Origin of the sequence: Myxococcus sp. CA039A (assembly GCF_013336645.1) — a bacterium.
GTDB lineage: Bacteria > Myxococcota > Myxococcia > Myxococcales > Myxococcaceae > Myxococcus > Myxococcus llanfairpwllgwyngyllgogerychwyrndrobwllllantysiliogogogochensis.
In genome coordinates, this window is the sequence record NZ_JABUMQ010000027.1 from 36,390 (window position 1) to 56,041 (window position 19,652).

The 19,652-nt window shown below is 67.4% G+C and carries 17 protein-coding genes; 6 read left to right on the forward strand and 11 right to left on the reverse strand.

Going from position 1 to position 19,652, the window contains the following annotated elements; genetic code table 11:
- Positions 1-83: 83 nt before the first annotated feature.
- The 7 genes from HR086_RS06815 to HR086_RS06845 form a co-directional block, all read right to left on the reverse strand.
- Positions 84-1,280: a serine hydrolase gene (locus HR086_RS06815; RefSeq protein ID WP_174460154.1), complete on the reverse strand. Its 1,197-nt coding sequence runs from the start codon at positions 1,278-1,280 to the stop codon at positions 84-86.
- Between the two features lie 213 nt (positions 1,281-1,493).
- A complete protein-coding gene (locus tag HR086_RS06820; RefSeq protein ID WP_174465161.1) occupies positions 1,494-2,819 on the reverse strand; it encodes a coenzyme synthetase in 1,326 nt (441 codons plus the stop codon).
- Positions 2,807-3,373: a hypothetical protein gene (locus HR086_RS06825; protein ID WP_174465162.1), complete on the reverse strand. Its 567-nt coding sequence runs from the start codon at positions 3,371-3,373 to the stop codon at positions 2,807-2,809. Before HR086_RS06825 ends, HR086_RS06820 begins: the two co-directional genes overlap by 13 nt.
- Positions 3,373-5,034: a M48 family metalloprotease gene (locus HR086_RS06830; RefSeq protein ID WP_174465163.1), complete on the reverse strand. Its 1,662-nt coding sequence runs from the start codon at positions 5,032-5,034 to the stop codon at positions 3,373-3,375. The genes HR086_RS06825 and HR086_RS06830 overlap by 1 nt, the downstream gene beginning before the upstream one ends.
- Positions 5,031-5,858 carry a hypothetical protein gene (locus HR086_RS06835; RefSeq protein ID WP_174460152.1) on the reverse strand — a complete coding sequence of 276 codons (828 nt, stop codon included), beginning with the start codon at positions 5,856-5,858 and terminating at the stop codon, positions 5,031-5,033. Before HR086_RS06835 ends, HR086_RS06830 begins: the two co-directional genes overlap by 4 nt.
- Positions 5,855-7,390, reverse strand: a complete 1,536-nt coding sequence (locus HR086_RS06840; protein ID WP_174457098.1) for a MoxR family ATPase — start codon at positions 7,388-7,390, stop codon at positions 5,855-5,857. Before HR086_RS06840 ends, HR086_RS06835 begins: the two co-directional genes overlap by 4 nt.
- A 101-nt stretch (positions 7,391-7,491) precedes the next feature.
- Positions 7,492-8,793 (reverse strand): TIGR02270 family protein, encoded by a 1,302-nt coding sequence (locus tag HR086_RS06845; protein ID WP_174465164.1) that lies wholly within the window; start codon positions 8,791-8,793, stop codon positions 7,492-7,494.
- Positions 8,794-9,001: 208 nt separating this feature from the next.
- Between HR086_RS06845 and HR086_RS06850 the strand changes: the two genes are divergently transcribed.
- The 4 genes from HR086_RS06850 (at position 9,002) to HR086_RS06865 (ending at position 13,029) form a co-directional block, all read left to right on the forward strand.
- The gene (locus tag HR086_RS06850) at positions 9,002-10,009 is read left to right on the forward strand and encodes a DUF2169 domain-containing protein (RefSeq protein ID WP_174460150.1); all 1,008 of its coding nucleotides are present in this window, start codon (positions 9,002-9,004) and stop codon (positions 10,007-10,009) included.
- A 74-nt stretch (positions 10,010-10,083) separates the two neighbouring features.
- Positions 10,084-11,055 (forward strand): hypothetical protein, encoded by a 972-nt coding sequence (locus HR086_RS06855; protein WP_371745816.1) that lies wholly within the window; start codon positions 10,084-10,086, stop codon positions 11,053-11,055.
- 13 nt (positions 11,056-11,068) lie between these two features.
- Positions 11,069-12,298: a DUF4150 domain-containing protein gene (locus tag HR086_RS06860; RefSeq protein WP_174460148.1), complete on the forward strand. Its 1,230-nt coding sequence runs from the start codon at positions 11,069-11,071 to the stop codon at positions 12,296-12,298.
- Entirely contained in the window at positions 12,271-13,029 is a 759-nt protein-coding gene (locus HR086_RS06865; RefSeq protein ID WP_174460147.1) for an SMI1/KNR4 family protein, read from the forward strand. The genes HR086_RS06860 and HR086_RS06865 overlap by 28 nt, the downstream gene beginning before the upstream one ends.
- A gap of 78 nt (positions 13,030-13,107) precedes the next feature.
- On the opposite strand, the gene HR086_RS06870 is transcribed toward HR086_RS06865, so the two are convergent.
- The gene (locus tag HR086_RS06870; protein WP_174465165.1) at positions 13,108-13,752 is read right to left on the reverse strand and encodes a response regulator transcription factor; all 645 of its coding nucleotides are present in this window, start codon (positions 13,750-13,752) and stop codon (positions 13,108-13,110) included.
- A 183-nt stretch (positions 13,753-13,935) separates the two neighbouring features.
- Between HR086_RS06870 and HR086_RS06875 the strand changes: the two genes are divergently transcribed.
- The gene (locus tag HR086_RS06875; protein WP_174465166.1) at positions 13,936-15,123 is read left to right on the forward strand and encodes a S41 family peptidase; all 1,188 of its coding nucleotides are present in this window, start codon (positions 13,936-13,938) and stop codon (positions 15,121-15,123) included.
- A gap of 7 nt (positions 15,124-15,130) precedes the next feature.
- Here HR086_RS06875 and HR086_RS06880 read toward each other — a convergent pair whose 3' ends face one another.
- On the reverse strand, positions 15,131-15,499 hold the full coding sequence (locus HR086_RS06880; protein WP_141641153.1) for a hypothetical protein: 369 nt from the start codon (positions 15,497-15,499) through the stop codon (positions 15,131-15,133).
- Positions 15,500-15,533: 34 nt separating this feature from the next.
- Positions 15,534-16,610 carry a dipeptide epimerase gene (locus tag HR086_RS06885; protein ID WP_174465167.1) on the reverse strand — a complete coding sequence of 359 codons (1,077 nt, stop codon included), beginning with the start codon at positions 16,608-16,610 and terminating at the stop codon, positions 15,534-15,536.
- A gap of 245 nt (positions 16,611-16,855) precedes the next feature.
- Between HR086_RS06885 and HR086_RS06890 the strand changes: the two genes are divergently transcribed.
- On the forward strand, positions 16,856-18,880 hold the full coding sequence (locus HR086_RS06890) for an ATP-binding protein (protein ID WP_174465168.1): 2,025 nt from the start codon (positions 16,856-16,858) through the stop codon (positions 18,878-18,880).
- On the opposite strand, the gene HR086_RS06895 is transcribed toward HR086_RS06890, so the two are convergent.
- A complete protein-coding gene (locus HR086_RS06895) occupies positions 18,881-19,570 on the reverse strand; it encodes a suppressor of fused domain protein (protein ID WP_141641155.1) in 690 nt (229 codons plus the stop codon).
- Positions 19,571-19,652 lie beyond the last annotated feature (82 nt).

Here is a 19,652-nt window from a genome sequence, read left to right on the forward strand (position 1 = left end):
GTGTGGCTTCATTACGGCGCACACGCGCACACGGTTACATCGCCTCGACAGGGGCCGCGCTGGCGTGCGCGCGGCCCGGTGCGTCACTTCACGGTGGGCGGCGGATACGGGTTGTAGTCCCAGCGCCAGGGCATGTCCGTGGGGCCCAGGATGGCTTCGATGAGTGGAGGGAAGACGTGGGGGCCCTTCACGCTGTTGGCGAGCAGGACGACGCAGCGCGCGCCGCGCTCCAGGCAGAGGACGAAGTTGTCGGTGTGCTCGTCGTGGCCACCCTTGAAGAAGGCGGGGCTGGAGCGGTCATCGAAGAGCACCATGCCCAGTCCGGCGGACAGGGCGATGGCCTGGTTGCGCGGGTCCTTCTCCTCGGTGAGGGTGGGGAACTGGTGGGCCCAGGGGATGGCGAGCTGCGGGGAGAGCAGCTCCGCGCGCGCCTTGGAGGAGAGGCCTTCTCCGCGCATGAGGCCGGCGAGGAACTTCGCGTAGTCCTCGATGGTGGTGTCCATGGAGCCGGCGGCGCGGACGCTGCCGCGCTGGTGGTGGGCCTTGGCCACGCCGTGCTCGTCGTAGCCGGTGGTGACGTTGGGGGCGAAGTCGTCGCGCCAGACCATGCTGGTGCGGCGCATGCCGAAGCGGTCGAAGACGCGCCGCTGGAACTCCTGGCCGGCGTCGAGTCCGAGGCCCGCGTCCTCGAGGACGAACTGGAGCAGGTTGATGCCCTCGCCGGAGTAGGCGTAGCGCGCGCCCGGGTCGAACTTGAAGTCGAGCTTCCCGTCCGGGTTGAGGAAACGGAAGTTGGGGAAGCCGGGCGAGTGGCTCAGCAGCATGCGCGGCGTGAGCTGCTTCCAGCGCGGGTCCGCCGCGAGGTCCTCGTACTTCTTGAACTCGGGCAGGGGCTTCTTGAGGTAGCGCTCGATGGGCGTGTCCAGGTCCAGCACGCCCTCGTCGACGAGCTGCATGACGAGGTAGCCGAAGACGAGCTTGGTCAGTGATGCGCCGTACATGACGGTGTCGGTCTGAAGGGGCGCGGCCTGCTCGACGTCGCGCAGGCCGTAGGCCTTCACGGCGACGACCTGGCCTTCCTCGATGATGGCCAGCGCGAGCCCGGGCAGCTTCGCCTCGGTCATGAGGCGCACGGCGGTGGCATCGATGTCCGGGCCGTGGCGCACGGGTTCAGGCTCGGGCAGGGAACACACCCTGGTGCACGCGGAGAGCAGGCCCAGCAGACCCAGCAGGCTCGGGAGGAGGAGACGGGCGAGGGGACGAACGAGCGAGGAGGGCATGCCTGGAGAATGTGGTGACGGCCAGGTTGTCGCAATTCCAAGCGGCCTCGTGCCGACACGCCGAGGTGGCTGTTACGCGATGACTGAGTCGTGCGAGACGACGCGTGCGGGTCTGCCCCGGAGGGATGACCTGTGGTGCGGCTGCGCGATTCAGGCCGTCGCGCGGTGTCTGTCATTGGGGGCAGGGCCCGCGCCGCGCGAGTGAAGCCGGCCCTACGGAACGCGGACGCGGCTTCGGAACGGCAGGGGCTTGGTGCCGGTGGCCAGGTCCTCCGCGCTCACGTGCCGCACGTCCAGTCGCGGTGACCCGCTCCACCCGAGGTTGCGCAGGGCGGCGACGAGTCGCTCACACAGTGGCGTTACCTCGGAGGCGTCCGCGCCGGCCAGCTCCAGCTCGAAGGAAGAGGGTGTCATCTGCGTCAGCCGGAAGGCGCGCAGGGCGTGGTGCTTGAACACCCAGGCGAGCGCCCACGCATCCACCGTCCGGCCCGTAGGCGTCGTGAAGTGGCACGCGCCGCGACCGCCGAAGTGCTCCAGCGTCCAGCCGTGGAAGCCGCACGCGCACGCGTCCCTGTCCACCGTCCCCGAGTCACCGGGCAGATAGCGCAGGAGTGGCAGCACGGTGGGACGCAGCCGCGTCACCACCACCTCGTCGAGTCCCGGCTCCAGCCACACGTCGGGCGCGAGGACATGGAAGCGCCCCGGCCCTTCCAGGCACTCCCAGGCAAGCGGCCCTGTCTCCGTCGTTGCGTAGTAGTTCAGCAGCGGCGCGGGCACCGAGCGCGCCAGGGCGTCCCGGGTGTCCTGGGGCAGGTGCTGCGCGGAGGTGAGCAGCAGCGCGGGCGGCGGGAGGTCGCGCTGCTCGGAGAGCCAACGCAGTCCCTCCGGGTCCGAGAAGATGACGGCGGGACGTACGCGGCTCAGCCGCTCGCGTGCATTGTCTCGCAGCACGGAGATGCGGTGCAGCGCGCCGTCCTGGAGGATGGGCAGCCGCACCGAGTACTCGAGTCCACCCGGCAGGGCATCCAGCAGCACCACACGGGGACGCGGCGGCAGCACGGCCCGCGCGCGCTCCAGCCAGAACCGCAGCACCGCCCACATGTGCAGGCAGTCGCGCCTGTCTCTCACCACCTTCACCGGCTCGCCCGTGGAGCCGGAGCTTCGCACCACCACGCTCTCGTCCTCATGGGACAGCGGTGTGGGCACCTGGTCCCAGTGTCGCGCCAGCGTGCCTCGTTCCAGCGTGGGGAAGTGCCTCAGGTCCGCGAGCGTTCGGAGGTCTCCAGGGTGAAGCCCCGCGTCCCGCAGTCGCCGCGTGTAATAGGGAGAAGCCAGCAGGCCAGCGCGCAGCCCTTCCAGTCGCGACTCCAGCTCCGCGCGGGCCGCTGCCTCGTCGGGGAGGACGGCGAAGCGCGACAGGTCCCGGGCGATGGACTCCGCCCACGGGACATGGGGACGCTGGGTGGCGGTGTCCCGGCGGATGTTCGCGCGGGGAGCCACGCGTGCATCCGAGGGGAGCCCCAACGTCACTCGCGCCATCCTCGAGCGTCGGCGGCGCGCTGGGCCGCATCCGCGAGGTCCTTGGCGCGCTTGTCCGCTTCCTGGCGGCGGGCCTGCTCCGCCCGCTCCATCTCCTGCAGCGCGGCGCGGTAGTCGAGCTGCTTCAGCCGCGCGGAGGTGTCACGGGATGACTCGTCCTTCACCTGCCCGTCCACCGCGTGCACCCACTTGCGCAGGAACTCCTCCTGACGGAAGGCGTTGGAGCGCACCATCTCCGCCGTCAGGGGCTCCACCCACACGAAGAACCCCCGCATCACGGTGGCGGCGTCCGCGTTCTTCCTCAGCATCGCCGCCGTGTCCGCACCCAGCGAGGACGACGTCAGCACGTACGCGAGCATCACCACCTGCTCCCGCCAGAGCGCTGGCGTCTTCGCTCTGCGCTCGATGTCCTCCCAGTCCGCGCGCGACGGAGGACGCACGCCCGCGAGGCGGAAGGTGTCGCAGATGATGGCCACCGCGAGCTCGTGCGGATACGGCGAAACGAGAGGCACGTCGGTGAGCTGCTTCTGGATGTTCTTGACGTCGAAGGCCATCACTTCTCCAGCAAAGCCTGGGACAAGGCCGCGGCGGCGGGGCCGAAGTCCGACAGCCATTTCACCACCACCAGGCGGAAGTTGCGCTCCTTCAGCGCGGGCGCCAGCGCCTGCCTCGCCCGGTGCTCGTCCGGCAGCGCGAGGAGCGCGACGAGCAGGCGAGAGCGCCGCGTCGCCTCCACCAACATCTTCATGTGCTCGTCCGTCGCCACGTTCGACAGGAAGTCGCTGTCGGAGATGATGACGCGCAGCGCGTCCGGCCGCTCCTTGGACAGCGTGCCCAGCACGTCGAAGGGGAACATCGTCCCCCCACCGATGTAGTGCAGCAGGAACTCGCGCGCCGTCTCCTCGTCGTACATCCACGGGGAGAGCTTGGGGTCGGTGTGCGAGTAGATGATGCCGCGCACCTTCGCCTGCTTGCGCAGCGCGGAGGCGGACAGCACCTGCGCGGCCAGCGTCATCGTGTTGAGCTGTGCATCCGGGTTCGGCATGGAGCCGCTGGTGTCCAGGTACAGCTCCACCGAGGGCACACCGAGCTCGGACGCGGGAGGCACGTCGGCCTCCAGTTCGCGACGCAGCGGCGACACCGCAGCGAGGTGCCCCTGGGTGAGCACCGTCAAGGTCCAGTCGATGGCGGAGGGGTCATCGCCGTACTCCCACGCCTCGGGCGTGGTGCGCAGGTACGGCTCCGGCTTCGAGGGCGCGGAGGGGAGCTTCAGCAGGTGCTGATCGACGAGCCGTCGGTAGTGCCGGGCCACCAGCGCGCGGCGCAGCTTTCCCCTGCCCGTTCCGGGCAGGTGTTGGGTGACGCGGTTGATGTGGTCCAGCGCGTCGGGCGCCTTCGTGTCGTGGGCCTCGTCGAGCCAGCCCTTCGCGCGAGCTTCCTCCAGCGCGTCTTCCCACCTGCCACCACTCTGGAGCGCGGAGTCCCAGTCATCCACGTCCGGCAGCGACACGTCGTCACCCAGCGGCAGGGTGTACGTCGTCTCGTCGAGCTTGCCGAGGTAGCGGATGAAGGTGGCGCAGAAGTAGAGGAACTGGAGGCGCGGGTGCGGCAGCGCATAGAAGGTCTGCGCGAACATCCGAGCCTCCGCGCGCAGGCCAGGGAACTGCTCTTCCATCGGCGCCATCGCAGCGCGAGGCACCAGGTCTCCAGGCTCGCGTCCCCACAGCTCCTCGTAGATGGCCAGGTAGAAGAAGAACATCGGCGAGACTTCGCCGCCGCCCTGCGTGCGCTGGAACCCGCGATACACCCGGCACAGGTCCTCCGGGTGCGTGCGACCCACGAACTCGTTCACCTGGAGGTCGTAGAAGAGGTTGGTGAGGGACTGCTTCAGGCCAGGGAGCAGCCGCTGCTCCATGACGCGCAGCTCCGCGTCCCAACCCAGCGTGTGCGGGAATCGCGCGTGGTGGCCGATTTCGTGCGCGAGCACCGCCATCAAGCTGTCCGCCGCGCCCATGGACTCCAGCAGCTCGAAGTGGACGAAGACCTGACGCTTCGTGAGGTCGATGTACGCGAGTGGCTCGTTCGCGTGGTCCGCGTCCGGACGGAAGGGGATGTGAGGCTCCGGAGGGCTGAGCCGCACCTGCACGTCCCACAGCGCCAGCGCGTCCCGCCAGCATCCCGCGATGTGCTCTGGCGTGAAGCGCGACGTGCTCATACGGGCACGAGCACCACGACGTGCTGCGAGGTGTCCAGCGTGCCGGCGGCGCGCCAGTCATTCGTCACGGTGGCGAACCAGGAGTCCACGCGCGCATCCCTCCACGCGACGGTGGACAGGTGCGGGCTCTGCTGGAGCGTCACCTCGGGGGTCTCGCGACAACCCATGGCGCCGAGGGGAATCGGTGTGTCCGACAGGAGCAGGCCCTGTGCCGCGGCCTCACGTCCGGCGATGGCGTGGCGGTGGCGGTCGTGCACGCACAGCACCGTGGGCGCCAGGAAGTGCAGGGGACCGGGCAGGAAGCGGCTGTCCTCTCGGGACAGGTCCACGAGGAAGGGCTGGGCCTTGTCGCCGAGCTTCATCGCGGGAGGCTCCATGGCGAGCGCGGCGGTTTCACGCAGGCGCTCCTCGATGCCCGTGAGCGAGCCGAGCCGCTGGCTCACGCGATAGAAGATGCGCTGCACCCACGGTGGAGCGGACTCCAGGTTTTCGCCCACGTTCCACAGCTGCGCGAGCACGCCGGCGCGTTGGGACTCGGGGACACCCGAGAGCAGGCGGGGGACCAGGTCCGTCCACGCGAGGGTGAAGAGGTTCTGTCGGCCCGCGGTCGCCGGGTACAGGTAGCCCAGGCCGATGGCCTCGGCGCCCAGGCGCAGATATGCGCGCAGCAGTTCCTCTGCGTCGGCGGGGGAGGCGCCTGTCTGGGACAGGGACTCTCCGAGCTTCCGTGCGGGTCCTTCGAGCAGGGCGCGCCACAGCTCGGAGTCCCACCGCACGTAGCGGCCACGGGCGCTGGCTTCCAGTTCGTCCGCGAAGCCGCTCATGGCTGGCCGCCCGGGTTTTCCTTCAGCCACGTCGCGTAGTTCCGGTAGCGGCTGTACATGGACTTGAGGTGGATGAGGTCCTCGTAGACGGGGCCGGACAGCTCCTGCTTGGTGAGCAGTTCGTTCATCAACGCGGTGACGGTGGTGAGGCGCTTCTCGGTGGTGCGCAGGTCGATGCCGGACAGGCCCTTGTCCAGCTCGGTGCGCAGCACACCGACCTTGCGGCGGATGGGCTCGTGCTTGTCGTAGTGGCCCATGGCCATGTCGAACATGTTCCGAATCCAGGCGACGCGGTCCTGGAGGAGCATCTTGTTGCCGCGCACCTCGAAGAAGGCGCTGCGGGTGTTGGGGACGAGCTTCTCGTGCAGCACCCACGGGGCGATTTGACGGAAGTCCTCCAGCTCCACGGTGCCGTGGCCTCGGAAGAAGGCGAGGGCCTTCGCGTAGTGGAGGATGGTCTGGTAGGCGCGCACGCTGACACCGTTCTCCGTCTGCGTGCAGAGGTGCACCTTCTTGTCGAGCGGGCACTGCTCGTTGCACACGGCGGCGACCGTCTGCCCCGCGAGCTTGAGGGTGTCCTTGTGCTTGAACTCGAAGCGGGGCGAGGCCATGCGGCAGAAGTCGAGCTGGCCCAGGAAGAAGGCGATGCGTTCGAGGACGTGTCGCGGCACTTCCACTTCGAGGATGGAGGCGTAGGCGCGCTCCAGCTCGCCGGGGGTGAAGACGATGTCCTTGGGGAGCATCTCCTCGGGGGACTTGTCGGCTTCGATGCGCTGGAGGAGGGTGTCGATGAAGTTCGAGTTGAAGGGGACGGCGCGGACGACGACGTCGATGCGGTCCTTGAGGGCGTCGATGACCTGGAAGGTGCCGCCGCCCTGGTCGTCATTGGCGGTGAGGAACCAGGACGAGCGGCCGGTGTAGACGTACTGGTCCATCATCTCCGCGTAGCCCTCGGCGAGGAGGGAGAGGAGGGCGGACTGCGTCTTGGTGGGGATGCGGTTGTACTCGTCGATGATTTTGACGCGCTGGGTGATCCACTTGCGCCAGCTGACCTTGACGGCGGAGAGGTCCTCCGCCTTGAGCATGTCGGAGGGGAGGGGCGCGCCGAGCAGGTCGGCGATGGAGAGCTGGGGGTGGCCGCGCTGGATGGAGCGGTGGATGTCCTCGCGGGACATGCCGGACAGCAGGGCCATGAGGATGGCGGAGGTGGTTTTTCCGCGGCCGGGGCCGCCGATGAGGAGGGCTCGGCGGCAGGTGAAGAGGGTGAGCAGGGGGATGAGGACGAAGGAGCTGTAGCTCATGTCCTCGGGGAGATGGAGTTCGTCGCCGGTGGCGCTCTTGAGCGAGGCGGCGTGGCCGAACTCGATGTCGTAGTAGGGGCAGATGACGGCGTTGTTGGTGATCCACCAGTACGCCTGCCGCATCTTGTCGTGGAGGCTGCCGCCGTCACGCTCGGAGAGGTGGACGTTGAGCCCCTTGTCCACCGACGCGCGCCCGGAGAGCAGGCGCGACACCCAATCCTGATTGGCCATGCGACGCACAGCCTAGCATCCGGGACGTGAGGTGGGGCGCGGAGTGTCGACTCGTGCCGAGTGTGGTCGGCTGGCTGTCCCCCAGGCCCCTGTGCCGCAGCTCACCACGCCAACATGCGGGGGAACGGAATCGCTGGGAGCCGGCCCTTCAACTCCCGCGCTTGCGCCAGCCCGGCATGCTGCCGCCGCGTGAAGGCCCGTGTCTGGAACTGCCAGGCACCCCGACTTCGGACGGAGAACTCCAGCGCGAGCATGTGCCGACGCCGCATGGGACCCCATTCCAGCTCATCCAGCAGTGCGTCTACGCTGAACTCGCGACCACGCAGGTAGCGGGTGTCGGCGGCGAACCCCGTCCGAGCCGTCTTCCACCACGTGGACACTGCCTGCCCCGCGGGTCTCGGCAGTGCATGCTCCGGCCGGAGCTCCAAGTCTCTCGAGAGGTCCTCCTCAAGCGGCGGTAGAGAATCTTCTTCCTCAGGTGCCTTCACATAGGCGCCTTCCAACTTCAGCCCGGTGATGGCGCTGAAGGCCTCGCCTGCGAGTGACGCCAGGGCCGTCGACTCCATGAAGGCCAGGCACGTCTCGGCGGCCTTCGCCCAACCACTGAAACCCAACGCCCAGAGGGCGTCCTCGCGCATGGACTCCTCATCGGTGCATTCCAGCAGCCGAGTCAGGTCACGCCCGTTGCCACCGAAGGCCAGCAGTACGAGCGCCGTCGGGTCTGACTTCGTGCGGGCCGCCACGGACTTACGAACGGTCTCCCAGGCGGCAGGCACTCCAGCAATCATCCCCGCGATGACCGCGGCGTCTTTGACTCCAGGCCGCGAGTCCGCCAGCAATCGGGGAAGTTCACGCAACGCCACGTCCCGGGACAGGAAGGGCGTAGTTCGGAGCGCGGCCACGACGACTCGGCCGTCCGGGTGTCCAAGCAACTCCACCACCAGATCACGCGGAAGCTGTCCCCTGGCGCCGAGCACCTCCAATGCCCAGCAATGGCGGGAGGCCACCTGGGGCTTCACGAGCGACAGCAGGGTGTCGGCTACATCTGGCCGCTCGCAAAGCTCCAGCGCCTGCTGGAGGGCGGCACGAGTACCTTCGGGAGCGGTCTGCAGGCGTTCCACCACGTTTGCCAGCTCGATACGCCCTGATTTGGCGAGCAGCACCCAGAGCGCCGCGGAGATGCGCGGTGGGTCCTCTGAATCCAGCGCGGGCAGAAGCAGCTCCCGCGCCACGGGTTCTCCGCCGACCACCAGGCCGTCCAGGTGCGCCAACAATCGCTCCTCCAGCGAGGCCGCATCCCGCAGCTCCCGGTCTGGCGCCACCAGGGTTCGGTTCCATTGCCCCCAGAGGAAACTCGCCTCGTCCAGGTGCTCCTCTTGGATGTCCATCAACAGAACAGGCATGACCTGGTGTGTGGCCCGTCCCACGCTGCTCTTGAGGGAGAATCCTTCATGTGGTGGCTTCTCTGGTTGGATAGGGACTCCACTCTTCTTTTTACCAGGATGCCATTCCATCAGGCCCGCCTCTTGCCAGGATGTTCTGCCTTGGTTGAGGACTTGACGGTGGATGCGCGGATTGTCGGGAGTGTCTGGGTTTTGCTAGGTTGAAGCGATGTGGGCCTTGAAGAACCAGACGCCCTACGCTGCGGAACGAAACTGGACCCGAGACAAGCATGGCGTGCACTGGTGGCTCGTCGCCGTCAAGGCGACCTTCGACATTGCGCCAGATGGGCAGCTCACGCTTGCTGATGAGCAGTTGCCCCCTGTGCTCGCACCTGAGTACCTTGGCGAGCCAGGCAGGTCGAGTTTGCGCTCCGATTCGGAACTCCTCGCGGAGAAGCCTCTCACCGACATCCTTGTCCATGCGTGCGCATATGCGCCCGGGGGGAAACCGGTTCCGACGGTGCCAGTCTCGCTCCGTGTAGACAGGCTCCACAAGGACTTGCTCGTCCACGGAGACCGGACCTACGAGAACGGCCTGCTGGGAGTCGCGCCGACCCGGCCGCGGCCATTCACCACGCGCCCCATTCGCTATGAATCAGCATTTGGAGGGAGTGACCTGTCGGGCGACCTCCAGCAGCAGAGCATGGATGCGCGCAACCCCATCGGGCGGGGTTTCGCACGTCGAGCGGCGCATCTGGTGGGGCGACCGGCCCACTCCATTGAGTATCCCCGTGGCGCTCCATCGGAGAGAGGGCCCGCGGGCTTCGGACCGATTGATTCTTCATGGATGCCGCGTCGCAAGCTCGCGGGGACCTACGATGCACGATGGGCGCAGTCGAAAAAGCCGCTGTTGCCCGATGACCACGACGCCGCTTTTGCACTCAGCGCTCCCACGGATCAGCGAACCCAGATGCCGCTTCTCGGTGGAGAGCACGTCGAGCTGCTCAACATGACTCCCAAAGGGGTCTTGCGCTTCAAGTTGCCGCGCATTTCACTGGGCTTCACCACCCGTATCCTCGCGCGGCGCCAACTGCATGCCGCGCGTCTGGTGACGGTGCTGATGGAGTTGGAGGCGTGGCGCCTTTCGCTGGTGTGGCAGAGCGTGTTGCGTGTTCCCTCGCCAGAGGCGGACTACCTCGACGAAACGACAATCATCGAGGACGGGGGCGTGAGATGAACGCTCAGGTCGAAGTGGTGGCCATGGGTGCACGAACGCCTGTCGGCCTCACCGCCGCGAGCAGCGCGGCCTCCGTGCGGGCTGGCATCTCGCGCTACGCCGAGTATCCGTTCATAGACCTGCGCGGCGAGCGGGTCGTGGTTGCCGCTGACGCGCTGCTGACGACCCGGCTTGAAGGGCGCGAGCGCCTGCTGCCCATGGCCGAGAGTGTGCTTGATGAGTTGGAGGCGGAGCTGGGCGAGAAGGTTCTCTATGGAGGAAGGCTCACCGTGTTGCTCGCGCTTCCAGAAACCCGCCCAGGGTTTTCGGAGAACGATGCGGCATGGGTCGTCCAGTCCCTGGAGGCGCGCCTTTCGAGGAAGACGTCCAAGGTGAGCGTTGAACTTGCCGGGCGCGGGCATTCTGGAGCGATTCTGGCTGTCGAGCAGGTGGTGAAGGAGTGCAGCGAGGGCCGGGACAATCTGTTCCTGGTGGTGGGAGCGGACAGCTACCACCACCCGGAGACATTCGTGTGGCTGGAGCAATGCCGCCGGTTCGCACAGCCGGGAGTCCGAAGTGGATTCGTTCCAGGCGAAGGTGCGGGAGGGCTTGCACTGATGAGCGCTGGCTTGCGCCGGCGCCTGGGCTTTCCCAGCGGGGCCATCGTGCGCGGCGCGTGCACGGCTCAGGAGGCGCGCCTCCGCGATAGTGAGACGGGCTCTCTGGGAGTCGGAATGACTCAAGCAGTGCAAGGGGCTGTCGCGAGGCTAGACCTCGCGACAGAGAGTGTGGACACCGTGTACGCGGACATCAACGGCGAGCGCTACCGAAGTGAGGAGTGGGGCTTCGTCGCCCTGCGGGCGCCGAAGGTATGGAAGGGCCCGAGCTACAAAGCCCCAAGTGACTGTTGGGGCGACATGGGGGCCGCGTTCGGGGCGCTCGGGGGAGTGCTGGCCATCCAGTCGTTCGCGCGGGGATACGCACGCGGCCCTCGAGCCCTGGTCATGGCGGGCTCGGATTCCGGGCTGCGGGGGGCGATGCTCTTGGAGGCTCCGCGGGCTGCATGAGAGGAGATTTCCCATGGCGAAAGTGTCAGTGAATGCTCCGAAGACTCCAGTAACCGAAGGGAGCAGCGGAGTCGCGGCGGCGACGCTGCCCAATGTCTGCAAGATGCCGGGGCCCCCGGCACCGTTCGTGCCCACGCCGTTGCCCAACATCGGCAAGAGTGGGTCGCAGACGAAGGGGTATTCCACGAGTGTGACAATCGAAGGGAAGAAGGTCGCCATTCGGGGAGCGACCTTCGGCTCGATGGGGGACGTGGCCAGTCAGGGGACCGGGGGCGGGATGGTCTCCTCCAACGTGGAGGGCCCGACGAGCTTCGTGGGGCCTGGGTCCATGGACGTGAAGATAGAGGGGAAGAACGTCCAGTTGCTCGGTGACCCGATGTTCAACAACTGCGGACCGAGGGGTAGTCCGGCCAACTCTGCGACGCTGATGGGGGTCATACAGGTTTCCGGTTGGTTGCTTACGCTCGTCACGGGAGAGGAAAACTGTCCTCTCTGCGATGAAAAACATTCATCCGCTGGCGCGCTGAAAGAGACGGATGCGACGAGGGAGGACGCCAAGACGTTGGCAAAGGCGCTCACCAAGAACAATCAAGGTCCCGACCAGAGCCGGAAGTTTCCCTCGCCGAGAATGGACACGGGAAGAATGCTTGGCGTGGTTCAGTGTATGTGCAACCAGAAGTATGCAGACCACTCAAGCAGGACGGAGAAGGTGTTCCGTGAAATCGTCACGGACGAACTCCATTGGCACGCCCCCGCGGATGGAGGCCTCGATATTTCAATCGCCCGTAAAAATGCGGAAACAGGCCAGAGCGAAAACATCAAGCTCAGGAAGGTCCAGGCGTTCGCCCAGAGGTTCTGCGAAAAGAACGGACTGGACCCAAACCGTGTAGATGCGGCGTGGAATCGGGCTGCTGGCCTTCATGAAAAATGGCTTCGAACCTCCACCCCGCCCGCCTGTTACCCTCCGGGCAGTTGCGCTGGTCCCAAGGCGCTCGCGCTCGCGCTCGATGCTGGGGCCAAAGTCAGCGGTCTGACCGAGCGATGGTTCCACAGCGCCAATCAGCGGACCGACGGGGAAGTCGAGTACCTCCGCAGTGACCGGACTGAGCCGGTCCTGGGCTCCTTCGGGCATGGAGAAAGCGTCCCCCCATGCGGAACCTGCAATATCATTCTGCCCCTGATGCTCTGCACCAAAGGCAAGACCGAGGATGAAGAATGTCGGCACGAGAAGAAGAAGCGGTAGAGGAATTGCTCCTACGCGTCGTGCCAGGGCTCGCGGCGCAGTGGAAGGGCGCCTCGCCTGCTTCCCTGGAGCAAATCGAGAAGATTGCAGGCCGTCCCCTACCAACCTTCTATCGGTGGTTCCTCAGCCGCATGGGGCAACGCATGGGCCCTCTGGCCTATCCTACGCTCGACTTCTCGGCACAGCGCATACTCGACTGCTATGCCAAGGGCTGGGTCGAGCCTCATCCTCGACTCTTGCTGATTGCACATGATTCCAATGGCATGATGCCCATGCCTCTCTTCTACGACCTTGATGCACCAGCACGCGGTGATGCGCTGGTGGCGTCAAAAGAGGAAGGTGCTGACGAGGATGACCTCTACGAGAAGTTCGAAACGTTGCGCGAGATGCTGGCATGGGGTGCACTCGCCAAGTTTCGAGTGGGCACGATGCCGCAGGCCTGCAATGGCACTTTCTCTGGAGACGAACCCAATCTCCTTGCCGTCATCGCTCCGGTGATGAGCAGCCTGGGCTTCAAGCAGCCAATTCCCACGGGGCCCTACTGCGGCATCTATGAACGTGACGATGCAGCCATGATCTGCATGGGGATGCCCCGGCACGGAGTCGACAAGGCGCGCTCCTTCGAGTTGGGTGGTACGACCGCGGGAGTCCTCAGAAAGGTCCTGGGGGAAGTCGTAGCGGCGTCTTCGCTAAAGCTTCGAGTCGACGAGTGGGTTCCAGCGCTTGTGTGAAGGGTCCGTGCGGATGACGGTGACCAGGAAGGGCGTCTGTCTGTCGCGAACCTGAAGCACCCTTGGTGCAACTGGCGGCTACAGCGTGACGAGGCCCATCCGCGCGGCGCGGACGACAGCTTCGGTGCGGCGCTGGACGCCCAGCTTTCCGAGCACCGCGTTCACATGGAACTTGGCCGTGTGCTCGCTGATGGAGAGACGGTCCGCGATGGCCTTGTTCGACAGGCCCTCCGCCAGCAAGGCGAGCACCTCCCGCTCACGCGGCGTGAGCGCATCGGGGCCCAGGGCGCTGCTCCCTGGGGCGGCCGTTCTCGTGGACGTCCTCAGCTCGGAGAGTCCTGGGTCGAACACCACGAGCCCTCGTGCCACCGCGAGCAGCGCCGCCGTGAGCGGCATGGGCGCCACGTCCCGGAACAACAACCCCTTCGCCCCTGCTGTCAGCGCGAACTCGCCCGCTGTCTCATCCGCCACCAGCGCGAGCACGGGCGCCCCCAGGTCCGGCACCTCCACGCGCGCCTCCGCCTCCACCACGCGCAGTCCCGTGTCCCAGAGCACCACGTCGAAGGCTTCGCCCCTCGCGGACTCCAGCTCCACCTGTGTGCCGGACGCCACCGTGAGCAGCTCGCTCCCCTGGTCGCTGAGCACCCGTGAGAGCGCACCCCGAGCCAGCGGGTCTTCCGCGACCAATGCGAGACGAAGCGGGGCGAGGGGGGCATCCAACACGGAACCTCTTTCTTAACCAGGGGCCCTGCACTTCGCTCGGGGTGGCTTCCCAGACTCAAGGGCACCCCACGAGAGGTCACGCCCAGCCCACCGTCTGTCCATGAAGTAGTTTGAAGAGACGCCGTCCGAGCAGATGATGCCGCCCTCACGCGCGGGACTCGTACCGCGAGGAGGACACAAGGAATGGCGCTCCGTCTTCACTTCGTCGCCGTGGTCGTCTGCGCCCTGCTCGCCACCGCAGCCCACGCCGCGTCCCCATTCCTCAAGCCCGGTGACGAAGTCGTCGAACACGTCCGCAAGCGCTTCTTCGACGCGAAGCGCGGCGAGGCCTGGGCCACGAAGCACCAGGGCTATGGCGCCGCCGCCACCAGCGCGGAGGACTTCGCCCGCCTCACGCGCGCCGCCCTCGCCGAACTCAGTGCCTCACACACCACCTTCTACCCGCGCGACAGCGAGGGCTACGCTGGCCTCTCCGCCATCTTCCAGCGCTACCTCAAGCTCCCGAAGTACGAAGCCCCGAGCATCGGCGCCGATGTCATGGAAACCCCCGAGGGCTTCTTTGTCCGCCACGTCTTCGCCAACGGCCCCGCCGCCAAGGCCGGCCTGCTTCGCGGCGATCGGCTCGTCTCCGTCGAGGACAAACCCTTCACCTCCGTGACGTCGCTCACCCGCCGCGTCGGCAAGCCCACGCGCTTCTCCGTCGAGCGCACCCAGGGCGCAACCCCGCTCACCCTCACCATCACCCCTCGACTCATCAACCCGAAGTCCGAGTGGCTCGACGCCCAGAAGGCCAGCTCGAGCATCGTCGAACGCGGCGGCCGTCGCGTGGCCTACCAGCAGCTCTACTCCTGCGCGGGCCCCGAACATCAGGACCTGCTCGAGGAGACCCTCGCCGGGGACTTCTCCGCCGCGGATGCACTGGTCATCGACTTCCGCGATGGCTGGGGCGGCTGCAATCCCACCTTCCTCAACCTCTTCAACCGCACCGTCCCCATCTTCACCGGCATCAGTCGCGAGGGCCGTCGCAACGCCTGGTCCGCCACCTGGCGCAAGCCCGTCGTCCTGCTCGTCAATGGCAACTCCCGCAGCGGCAAGGAGATGGTGGCCCTCGTCATGAAACAGCACGCCCTGGCCACCCTCGTGGGACAGCGCACCGCTGGCGCGGTCCTCGCGGGGACTCCGCTGCGTCTGTCCACCGGAGACCTGCTCTACCTCGCCGTGGAAGACGTGGAGGTCGACGGCGTACGCCTCGAAGGGCAGGGCGTCCCCGTGGATGTCGACGTCCCCGACTCACTGGCCTTCGCCTCGGGCAAGGACCCGCAGCTCGACAAGGCCCTCGACGTGGCGTCGGTCGCGCTCTCCCCGCGCTGAAACTGCTTCAGTGTCTCCAGCTGCCGTACAGGTACGCGAGCCCCGCCGCGAGCACCACCAACATGCCCAGCACGCTCCACGTCACGATGGAGCACCCCGGTGTGGACCGGGAGATGACGGGCAGCTTCTGCGTCTTCAGCTCCTCCACGAGCTGCGACAGTCGCCCCGTGTCGTAGCTCACCGGCTCACCCGTGCGAATCTTCCGCCCGAGTTCCTTCAGCGACTCCTCACCGAAGAAGCGCTCCGAGAGCAACAGGCTGCGCGCCTGGAGCATCCGGTCCGTCCCACCGCGAGCGGGGTCCAGTCCGCAGCCATCACAAGGCTCGAAAGCGCCTTCCTTCGTTTCGCCGCATCCCACACAGACGGCCACGCTCATGCCCCCATCCTAGCGCGACCGCCCAAGCCCTTGGTCAAGCCAACGTGACGCCGTGCCCCACCGCCTCCGCGTCCAGGTGCAGCCGCGCGCCCTCGTAGCGCAGCCCTCCCTGGAACGGATGCCGCGCGATGAACAGCGGCGTGTCCAGGTCCGCATACGTGAAGCCGCCCAGCCCCGCCGCCAGATGCGCCGACGCGCTCATCGCCAGCACGCTCTCCACCATCCCCCCCACCATCAGCTCCAGCCCCGCCGCGCGCGCCAGGCTCCACATCGTCAACGCCTCCACCACGCCGCACTTCATCGTCTTGATGTTGATGCCGTGCGCCGCCCCCTCGCGGATGAGCCGCAGCACGTCCTTCGCCGAGCGCGCTGACTCGTCCGCGCAGATGCGCACCTTCGAGCGCCGACAGACTTCCGCCATGCCCGCGAAGTCCGACGCCGGTACCGGCTGCTCCAGGAGCGCGAGCGGCACGTCCGCCCGCTCCAGCTCCTTCAAGAACGCCAGCGCCTCCGCCACGTCGTAACCGCCATTCGCATCCGCGAACAGTCGCGCCTGGGGCGCCACCTCGTGAATCGCCACCATCCGCGCCGCGTCCTCGTCCGGCGCCAGCGCCCCCACCTTCACCTTCAACGTGGTGATGCCCCGCTTCAGGATGGCCCGCGCCGACTCCGCCGCGTGCGGCACGTCACCCGCCGTCACCGTCATGTCGATGTCCAGCGTCGTCCCCGCGCCCCCGAGCATCACGTACAACGGCACGCGGTGATGTCGCGCCAGCGCATCCAGCACCGCCATCTCCACCCCCGCGCGCGCCGCCGGCGCCAACGCGAGCCCGTCGCCGAGCCACTCCGACAACGGCCTCCACGCACGCACGTCCTTGCCCAGGAGCCCCGCGTGCACCTGCTCCAGCGCAGCGAGCGTGCTCGCCTGCGTCTCTCCGCTCACCGCTGGAAACGGCGCCGCCTCGCCCAGCCCCACCGTGCCGTCCGCGAGTGTCAGTCGCACCAGCACGTTCTGTGCGATGTGCTGCGCCCCCGTGGCGATGGCGAAGGGCTCCGTCAGCGGCAAGTCGAGCGGCGTGAAGCGGACAGCGGTGATGAGCGTGGGCGTCATGTCGAGAGGCGCATCCTGGTCCGCTCCCTGGAAAGAAGGGGACACGCGAGAGGTAGGTTCATCGTATTCAACCCGGTGCTCCCAGGTGTCAGGGAGGCAGATGTGTGCCTCGCAGCCTCGGCTTGTGCCTGCAGCCCTTTCATGGCGACATGCGGGGACTCCGGACGTTTCCAGGAATTGCGGCCCCGTGATGGGGTTCCGGAGCTTTGCCTCCGGGTGACGTGGAAGCCCGGAGTGGGCGGGGCATGTCGGCGACGGACACGAGACAGGCAGTCCCGGGCGCGGATGCGCTGCTGGATGCGCTGGAGGAAGCGGAGCGCCATGACTCGGAAGGGTGCATGGTGTTGCGTGCCGTCCGCGACGAGTCCGGCGTCATCACCGACTTCGAGTGGCTCTGGTCCAACCCCGCCGCGTCGCGAGCGCTGGGCCGGGGCACCGACACGCTGCGCGGCCTGCGACTGAAGGACATCTCCCCCATCGCGGGTCTGGGTGGACGGCTGGCGGTGCTCAAGCAGGTGGTGGAGTCAGGCCGGCCCGCCGCGGACAGCTTCCCGGAGGGCGACGCGTGGTTGCTCGGCACCGCGGTGCCGCTGCGGGACGGCGTGCTGTTGCGCCTGCGCGATGTCACCAGCGCCCTGCGCATGGAAGAGGGGCTGCGCGACACGCTGGACTGGGTGCGCGACGTGCTGGAGAGCACGCCCGAGGCCTTCTTCACCGTGGATGCGGAGTGGCGCATCACCTACGTCAACAGGCAGGCCGCCGAAATCACCGGCCGCACGCAGGAGCAGGTCTTCCGGAAGCTGTTGTGGCAGGCGTGCCCGGAGCTGGTCGGCACCTTGTTCGAGCGCGAGCTGCGCCGCGTGGCCGCCGAGGGTTCCTCCACCATCTTCGAGGTGCGCACCGCGCCGGACCGCTGGCACGAGGTGCATGCCTGGTGCTCGGGGCAGAACGTCTCCGTCTTCTCGCGCGACATCACCGGCAAGAAGCGCGCGGAGGCGGAGCGCGATGCCTTGCTGACGCGCGAGCACTCCGGCCGGCTGGAGGCGGAGGCCCTGGTGCGCGAGCGCACCGAGGAGCTGGTCGCCGCGCGCGAGCGCCTGGTGCAGTCGGAGAAGCTGGCCATGGCGGGCCAGCTCGCCGAGGGCGTGGGCCACGAAATCAACAATCCGCTCTCGTACGTCAGCGGCAATCTCCAGTTCGCGCTGGAGCAGTTGGAGCTGTCGATGGAGGGGGGCATCCTCGGGAAGAACGCGCCCCTGGCCGAGGCCCTGGAGGCGCTGCGAGAGGCCCGTGAAGGCGCCGAGCGCATCCGCGTCATCGTCCGTGACCTGCAGACGTTCGCCCGCGCGGATGAGCCGCACCTGTCCCCGGTGGACGTGCACGCGGCGCTGGAGTTCGGCCTCTCCATGGCCATGCCGCACCTGCGCTACCGCGCGGAGGTGGAGCGACGCTTCGCCGAGGTGCCCACCGTCATGGCGCATGAGGCGCGGCTGGGGCAGGTGTTCCTGCACCTGCTCGTCAACGCGGCGCATGCGATTCCGGAAGGGGACTTCACCCGGCACCGCGTCACGCTCTCCACGCGCGTGGAGGGACCGTGGGTGGTGGTGGAGGTGTCGGACACGGGCCACGGCATGACACCCGAGGTCGCCGAGCGCGTCTTCGAGCCGTTCTTCACCACGCGCGCGGTGGGTGAGGGCAGCGGGCTGGGGTTGTCCACCAGCCTGGGCATGGTGCGCAGCATGCGTGGCGAACTCACCGTCAACACGACGCCGGGCGTGGGCAGCACCTTCAGCGTGCGCCTGCCGATGACGGAGGCGGTGCCGGACGCGGTGACGAAGGGCTCCACGCAGGAGGTGCCCGAGCGCAAGCGGGTGCTGGTGGTGGACGACGAGCCGCAGCTCGCGTCGCTGTTGCGGCGGCTGTTGGGGCAGCACCACGAGGTGGTGGTGAGGCACAGCGGGCGGGAGGCGCTGGCGCTCTTGGAGCAGGACGCGGACTTCGACCGTGTCTTCTGCGACTTGATGATGGCGGACGTGACGGGGATGGACCTGCACGCGGAGCTGCTGTCGCGCGGGCCGGAGTTGCTGTCGCGCTTCGTCTTCATGACGGGCGGCGCATTCACCGAGCGGGCGCGCGCGTTCCTGCAGACGGTGCCGCTGCCTCGAATCGAGAAGCCGTTCGACCCGGGGACGTTGCGGGCGCTGGTGGAGGGAGCACCTCCGCGCGCCAGGGCCTTGGGGCCGCTGGCGCGCGTGGCTCGGAGCGGGTGACTACAGCTTCACTTCCTCGCGGTCCGGGTGGGTGATGTACCCGGTGCCGGCCGTGACGAGCTTCTCCATCAGCTTGTCCAGGCCGTTGGAGCGCGCGAAGGCCATCTCGTTCTTGGTGACGCCCACGAGCGTGAGCAGCTGCACCTTGCCGCTGGGCAGGGCGAAGTGGTCGGGGCGGGACGGGTCCCGGACGAAGACGAAGCCTCCCAGCTTGGAGTCTCCGCCGTCGAGCGTGCCTTCCACCGGGTAGCGGTGGTTGAGGGCGAAGGCGCGCATCGTCACGAGGTTGTAGGCCATCATGTCCAGCAGCCGGAACACGGGCCACTTGGCCTGCTCTGGCGTGTGGATGACCATCTCGTAACCGATGCCACTGGGTGTCTCGTCGGTAATCTCGTCACCTGGGGCCACGGTGAAGGGATTGGACAGCCCGCTGGTGACATAGGTCCAGTAGGGGTAGTCCGGGCTCGGCGGCGCGGCGCGCACGCCCATGGGGCCCCAGTTGGGGTCCGCTTCACCTTCTACTTGTGCGAGGTCGCTCTCCATCCAGGCCTGGATGGCATCCGTCTGGTCGAGCGTGAAGACGCCTTCATCAATGGCGCCGAACATCTTGGGGTACTCGACTTCATCGCGGTCAGCCCAGCAGTCTTCGTACCACTGGATGAAGTCTTCGTCCGTCTCCGGTGCTTTCATGACGGACCCACTCTAGAGGGTCACCCCGGTTTCTCAACTTCCCCGTGAGGGTTCCCCCTCGGACCTGGCAGGTGGGAAACAG